This is a genomic window from Calothrix sp. CBUCES-K 9914 (assembly GCF_059640475.1).
Genome location: NZ_JBXXZH010000022.1, coordinates 59,703 through 66,224, shown reverse-complemented (window position 1 = coordinate 66,224; position 6,522 = coordinate 59,703). Strand labels below are relative to the sequence as shown.

Genomic DNA, 6,522 nt, shown 5'->3' with positions numbered 1-6,522 from the left:
TTGTTAGGAAAAATTAGATTAGCTTTTACTTTGTTATATGGTTCACGCATTAATAACTGGGGGCGCTTAGAGAAAATTCGAGTTGAAGATTGGCTTTTAAAGCTCTCTGGAAAAAGTACATATCAAAAGATGTGGAAGCCCGTCCTTTTAGCTAAACTTGGAGAGAGCTATAGGCGCGTTAGTGCTGTTTTTATTTGGTCGTATATCAAAAGACTTTTTTCAGCTCGTGACTCCTCGTTACATAAAGAACAACTAGGTTATGTTGTTGGCGGTTACAAGACTGTATTTGACCGTTTAGAAAAACTAATTTATCATGCGGGTGGTGATATACGTACTGGTGTTGCAGTTGAACACATTGCGCCACATCCTAGCGGTGGAATGTGGGTTGAATGCAATGGCAAAAAAGAACATTTTGATAAAGTAGTTTTTACTGGACCTGTAAATATTCTACAACGTGTTGCCGCTCCTGAATTAATCAGGGTTAAAGGTGATAGTAACACGGTGGAATATTTAGGTATTGTCTGTATGGTACTGATTACTCGCAAACCATTAGTGCCTTACTATGTTGTAAATATTGCCGACCAGCGTATTCCTTTTACGGGTATCGTCGGTATGAGTAACTTAGTTTCTTTAGAAGAGACAGCGGGACTACACATCACGTACTTACCAAAATACGTACTATCCGATGACCCTTTATTGAAACAAACGGATGATGAGTTGCAGCAGCTATTTTTTAAAGGATTGCGTTTAATATTTCCACAATTAAAAACCGATGATATTGTGTCGGCGCAAATTAATCGAGCTTTTAAAGTTCAACCATTACTGGTATTGAACTACTCCAGCATGGTTCCAAGAGTAACGAATGAACACAAAGATTTTTTCGTTCTTAATACTTCACAGTTTGTTAAAGACAATGTTAATAATAATGCCGTAGTCAGGCACGTTGAAGAATTCCTAGAAAAATCGGGATTGTGTATTGAAAGGGAATGGGAAAATTCCGTTAACTCAAATCAAAGGACTCAAATTAGTTAAGAGTTCCCGCCCTTTAGACTTTCAGAGCATTGAAAAACTTAAGCGAGCAAATTTTATGACTCTTTTTATCCTTTTACCAGCATACAACGAACAAGCATCAATTCCACCCTTGTTCAAAAGATTTCAAGAACTGCAAAAAACATCTAACATTGACCTAGAATTGATTCTTGTTGATGATGGCAGTACTGATAGAACAGTTAACACTGCTTTAGAACAATCTAAATCACTTGGTATATTTCTCAATTTGGTGCAACATCCCAAAAATGGTGGTTTGGGTAAAGCAATTAAAACTGGTATTACGACTTTCTTGAAGATCTCTCATGAAGGTGATTTTTTGGCAAGTATGGATTGCGACAACACTCAACCTCCAGAGCTTCTCATCAAGATGTATGAAACAATACTTTCTGGCGATTATGATATAGTCATTGCATCTCGGTATCAAAAAGGTGCGAAGGTCATAGGTTTATCCGGGTTTAGAATGCTTATGAGTTACGGAGCCAGCTTTTTGTTTAGAATCGCGGTTCATTTAAAAGGTGTTAGAGATTATACTTGTGGTTTCCGCGTATACAGAGCTTCTTTTTTGCATAAACTTTATGACCGTTATGGGGAAGCTTTATTCACTGAGAGTGGGTTTGCCTGTATGGTGGATTTACTGCTGAAATCAAAAGTTCTCAAACCAAAGATTGCTGAAGTACCGATGGTGTTGAGATATGACCAAAAACCAACAGCAAGCAAAATGAAAGTGCTTAAAACTGTTTTTCAAACACTCAGGCTGTTGTTAGTACATAGAGTTTTGATATTTAGGTAAATAATATGGATATTTTAATACGTTCTAGCGTTGGCAAAAAAAAGGTTAAGAATATACCTGAATGTCCTGTTTGCGGAAATCAGCTTTTTGGCTGGCTGTTTGCAAAAGGAGGACAAGACTTTTGGGTTTGCAAATCTTGCAGTCTTGAGACAATTCATCCAAAGCCAAGTCTTCAAGAACTCAAGAAATACTACGATGATGCTTATGCGGGAGGTCTTTACAAGCTGCAAGTTGAACCTACCGAGATGAAGCAACTGCGAGCTAGGCGCCGCCTAAAGGAAGTTCTACCTTATTGTCGTCCCGGTCGATGGTTAGATGTTGGCTGTGCTGACGGTCAATTTGTGGAAACCGCTCGCTTGAAGGGTTTAAATGCTGAAGGTATTGATATTTCAGAAGTAGCTGTTGCCACAGGTCGGCAGTTGGGTAGACAAATTTTCTGCTCTACTATTGAAGACTATGTGCCCGGTTATACTTACGATACCATCACGTCTTTTGATGTACTCGAACATGTTCTTGACCCTATTGACTACTTACAGCAAGTTCGCAAGTTGCTCGTTTCTGGAGGTACATCTGTATTTATTGTTCCCAATGTAGGTAGCTTAATTAGCAAGCTTATGGGCAAAAACTGGTACTTTTACATTCCCTATCAGCACTTATATTATTACACTCCAGCAACTATTCGCAAACTACTTTCAAACTTGGGGTTCGATGTAATTCATATTGGACGAACTTACAAGCACCTCACTTGGTCGTATTCGCTCAACTTGTTTAAAGAATTCAACCCTTTCATTTATCAAATCATGAACTTTGTATCGCGTGTTGTTCCCAAAGAACTACGTGATCGTTCGATACCCCTTTACATTGGTGAAATGATGGTGATTGCCAGAAAACGTGAAGAATAGTAGTGGGAAATAAGCATTCTTCAACTACAAGCTAAGTTCATACGGCTAATTTAAATAAGTACAAACACTGAAGCTTTCCTTAAGATTTTTAATTACTGTGTAAAAAAGAATTATAGAATAATTATATACCTTAAAGAGTATAAATTATACTTATATTCGTTCGATATAGCCTTTAAAAATTATTAAGGAATTACAATTACTCATGTCTGCACTCAACAATTTCTTCGTTGCAATATTGGTCTGTCTTTTCTTGAACTGGGGTAACACAAGCAAGGCTTTTGCCACCGCTTTCAAGTTCACGAAAATTGCCGATACAAACGATGCCCTGTTTAATAATTTCGGATTCTACCCTGCAATCAACAATCAGGGTACCGTAGTCCTCTCTAACAACTTAGATGCAGATGGAAAAGCTACTAGTATATTCATCGGTAATGGCGAGACACTGACCAATATTGCTAACACAAATCCTGACAGTCCCTTTAGCTTATTCTCCAACCCCACAATCAACGACGCAGGTCTTGTTAGCTTCAAGGCGTCTCTTAAGACGGGAGGCATTGCCATTGTTACTAGTAGTGACAGTGGAGCAGCAAATAACATCATTGCTAGTAGTGATAACTTCAATGTTTTGGGAGACCCTGCAATTAACAATAAAGGTACTGTGGCCTTCTCAGGAACACTGAAGACAGGGGACTCTAGTATTTTTGTCAATAGTGAAGAAGAAACCTCCACTACTGCCGACATCAAGGGATTGAGCTTCTTCGACAAACCGACGATCAATGACACAGGCACTGTAGCTTTCTCAGCTAGCCCAGATACGGGAGGACGTGTCATGTATAAAGTCAGCAACAAAAACGCAATCGTCATTGCTGACACTGGTCGTAGCAGTCCCTACAACTTCCTCTTCAACCCCACCATCAATAATGCAGGCACCATAGTCTTTAAGGGTGTGCTAAAGGAGATGGCGCGCGAGGGCATTTTTACTGTAAATGATGAAGGAATTAAAACTATTGCGATTGCGGACATCGGTGACAGCAGTCCCTATAGCTTTTTTCAAGATACTGCAATCAACAACAATGGCAATGTCGCATTCTGGGCTGCTTTAGATGCTGGAGGTTTTGGCATCTTCACAGGAGCAAACCCAGTTACCGATAAGGTGATTGCTGCTGGTGATCCCCTCTTTAGTTCTACAGTAAAAAACCTGTTTTTCTCCAACAAAGGAATCAACGATCGCAATCAGCTAGCCTTCTATGCCGAACTCACAGACGGCACTAAGGGTATATTTCGCGCCGAGTTACAGCCAGATCCCCTAGTATCCGTTGTTGAGCCTACTTCTATGTTGGGACTGTTAGCAGTAGGTGCATTGGGTAGTGTTTTTCTACACAAGAAGTAGGGGCGGCCAAACTCATCCTACTTGAATATGTTTGAGATGAATCTTCCCACTAAAACCAGAAATTAACTATATGAGTAAGAAAATTCATGATGATGAACCAGTAATCATTGCTCAAGCGCAGCCTAATCAGACCCTCTTAACAAACCAGGTACCAAATTACCTAGATGTTACTGATGCTGGTACTAGCTATGAACTGGGCATGAAATTCAAAAGTGCCCAACCGGGTCAAATTACTGCAATCCGGTACTGGAAAGCCCCTAGTGAAACTGGTACTCATACTGGTAAAATCTGGACAGCAACAGGTAATACGGTGCTAGCAAGTGTTACTTTCACCAATGAGACGGCATCTGGTTGGCAACAAAAGTCTCTAAGTTCACCATTGAATATTCAAGCCAACACAACCTATGTTGTGAGCGTCAACATCAATAACCATTACGTTGTTAGCCAAAACGAATTAGCAAACTCAATTGTAAATGGGGATCTCGGTTCGATTGCTGACGGTAACAACGGGGTATATGGAAGTCTAGGTTCTTTTCCAACAAATTCCTACCGTAACAGCAATTACTATCGTGATATCGTATTCATAGCCCAACCAGTTTCTACTATTACTAAGGTTAGTGGTGACAATCAAACTGGTGCAGTGGGGACTGCCTTACCTAATCCATTAGTTGTTCAAGTGAAAAATGGTGCTGGCAATCCTCAATCAGGCGTCACAGTCAACTTTGCAGTTACCAGTGGTGGTGGTTCGGTTTCGCCTACTAGTGTAGTTACAAATGCCAACGGTCAAGCAAGTACAACGTTGACGTTAGGAAATGTGAACAGTGTGACAAGTGTGACAGCCACTGTCTCTAGCGTAGGTAGTGTCAGCTTCACTGCTAGATCCATACCAGCAAATCCGAATGCAATTTATTTAGAAAACCAGAAATCTGGTACTACAGATTGGCAGATTTCCAACTATACTGACAATGAAATTGCTGCTTATGCGAATGCAACCAGTGTAAATAAAGGTGCTTCGTTGCAAGTTAAAGTTTCCTTGGCACAGCCAGGACAATTTACACTTAATGTGTACCGTTTAGGTTACTACGGAGGTCAAGGAGGGCGACTAATATTTAGCAGTGGTTCTATCAATGGAATTACTCAGCCTGCATGTAATTTTGATAGTAATACCCGCTTAGTAGAGTGTAACTGGTCAACTTCTTACACATTAGCAGTGGGGTCTGACTGGGTTAGTGGTTTATATATTGGTAAGTTGACTGACCAAGCCACTGGTAAGCAGACAGCTGTGTGGTTTGTTGTGCGGGATGATAGCAGTATCTCTGATATTGTTTTTATAAGCTGCTTTAATACATTCCAAGCTTATAATAATCTTGGTGGTTACAGCCTTTACACATGGAATAGTAATAATGGTCAAAGAGCCTTCAAAGTTTCCTACGATCGACCATTTGCTGAGACTACTATTTCCTTTGCATGGCATTATGACAATTTGATTCGTCACCAACGCCATATGGCACGCTGGTTGGAATCCCAAGGCTATGACGTGACATATGTCACTAACGTAGATATTAAAAATAATCCATCGTTAATACGCCAGCACAAAGTATACCTGTCTGCGGGTCACGATGAGTATTGGTCAACGGAAGAACGTGATGCTGTTGAGCAAGCCCGAGATGCAAGCCCACCTGTCAACTTGGCATTTTTCTCAGCGAATACTTGTTATTGGCGCATCAGATATGAAAATTCGACTACAGGAATTTCAAATCGGATAATTGCCTGTTATAAGGATGCTCAAGATCCAGTGAGTTCAACAAATAAATTCCGACTAATTAATCGACCAGAAAATGCATTGCTAGGAGTAATGTATACAGGTGAAAAAACAGACATGTATAACACCGGTGGAAGTAATTTAAATAGTCCCTCATACTCCGGTTTCGACTTTGTTGTTACTAATAGTAGCGATCCATATTACGCCAATACTAATTTAAAAAATGGTGATACATTAAGCCAATTAATAGGCTATGAATGGGATGCAGTTGTTAACAATGGCTCTACTCCCAGTAATCTAGTCGTTCTAGCTCAATCGTCGGTTAATCCGGCTAATCTTGACACAGATCTTCCTCCGGGAACAAATACTCAAGTCTCAAACGCAGTCAGGTACACTGCAGCCAGTGGTGCTAAGGTATTTGCCGTAGGTTCAATTCATTGGATGTTTGGGTTGGATACCAGTGGTAGTAGCACAAACCTTGAAGACCGACGTGCTAAACAAATAGCCATCAATATCTTTGCGAATATGGGAGCTAAACCTCAAACTCCAGACGGAAACATAGTTGTACCATAAGCTCAAAAATGTCAAATTTGTTCACAAACCCAAAAATTTCATTTTGCTTTTTCCA

At 40.1% G+C, this 6,522-nt stretch carries 5 protein-coding genes; all 5 read left to right on the top strand.

Annotated elements, in window-relative coordinates; translation table 11 throughout:
- The coding region (locus tag AC2JBO_RS07390; protein WP_496952983.1) for an FAD-dependent oxidoreductase at positions 1 to 1,032 on the top strand (1,032 nt) is incomplete at its 5' end.
- Positions 1,033 to 1,087: 55 nt separating this feature from the next.
- Positions 1,088 to 1,840, top strand: a complete 753-nt coding sequence (locus tag AC2JBO_RS07385; RefSeq protein WP_496952982.1) for a glycosyltransferase family 2 protein — start codon at positions 1,088 to 1,090, stop codon at positions 1,838 to 1,840.
- Between the two features lie 5 nt (positions 1,841 to 1,845).
- Positions 1,846 to 2,742 (top strand): class I SAM-dependent methyltransferase, encoded by an 897-nt coding sequence (locus AC2JBO_RS07380; protein ID WP_496952981.1) that lies wholly within the window; start codon positions 1,846 to 1,848, stop codon positions 2,740 to 2,742.
- A gap of 202 nt (positions 2,743 to 2,944) precedes the next feature.
- Positions 2,945 to 4,132, top strand: coding sequence for a DUF7453 family protein (locus AC2JBO_RS07375; protein WP_496952980.1), 1,188 nt, complete (start codon positions 2,945 to 2,947; stop codon positions 4,130 to 4,132).
- Between the two features lie 70 nt (positions 4,133 to 4,202).
- A complete protein-coding gene (locus AC2JBO_RS07370) occupies positions 4,203 to 6,467 on the top strand; it encodes a N,N-dimethylformamidase beta subunit family domain-containing protein (protein WP_496952979.1) in 2,265 nt (754 codons plus the stop codon).
- The last annotated feature ends 55 nt before the right edge of the window (positions 6,468 to 6,522 follow it).

What these genes read in the sequence shown, in the direction of transcription:
- AC2JBO_RS07385 (WP_496952982.1), top strand. Translation starts at nt 1,088, where the DNA reads ATGACTCTTTTTATCCTTTTACCAGCATACAACGAACAAGCATCAATT.
- AC2JBO_RS07380 (WP_496952981.1), top strand. Translation starts at nt 1,846, where the DNA reads ATGGATATTTTAATACGTTCTAGCGTTGGCAAAAAAAAGGTTAAGAAT.
- AC2JBO_RS07375 (WP_496952980.1), top strand. Translation starts at nt 2,945, where the DNA reads ATGTCTGCACTCAACAATTTCTTCGTTGCAATATTGGTCTGTCTTTTC.
- AC2JBO_RS07370 (WP_496952979.1), top strand. Translation starts at nt 4,203, where the DNA reads ATGAGTAAGAAAATTCATGATGATGAACCAGTAATCATTGCTCAAGCG.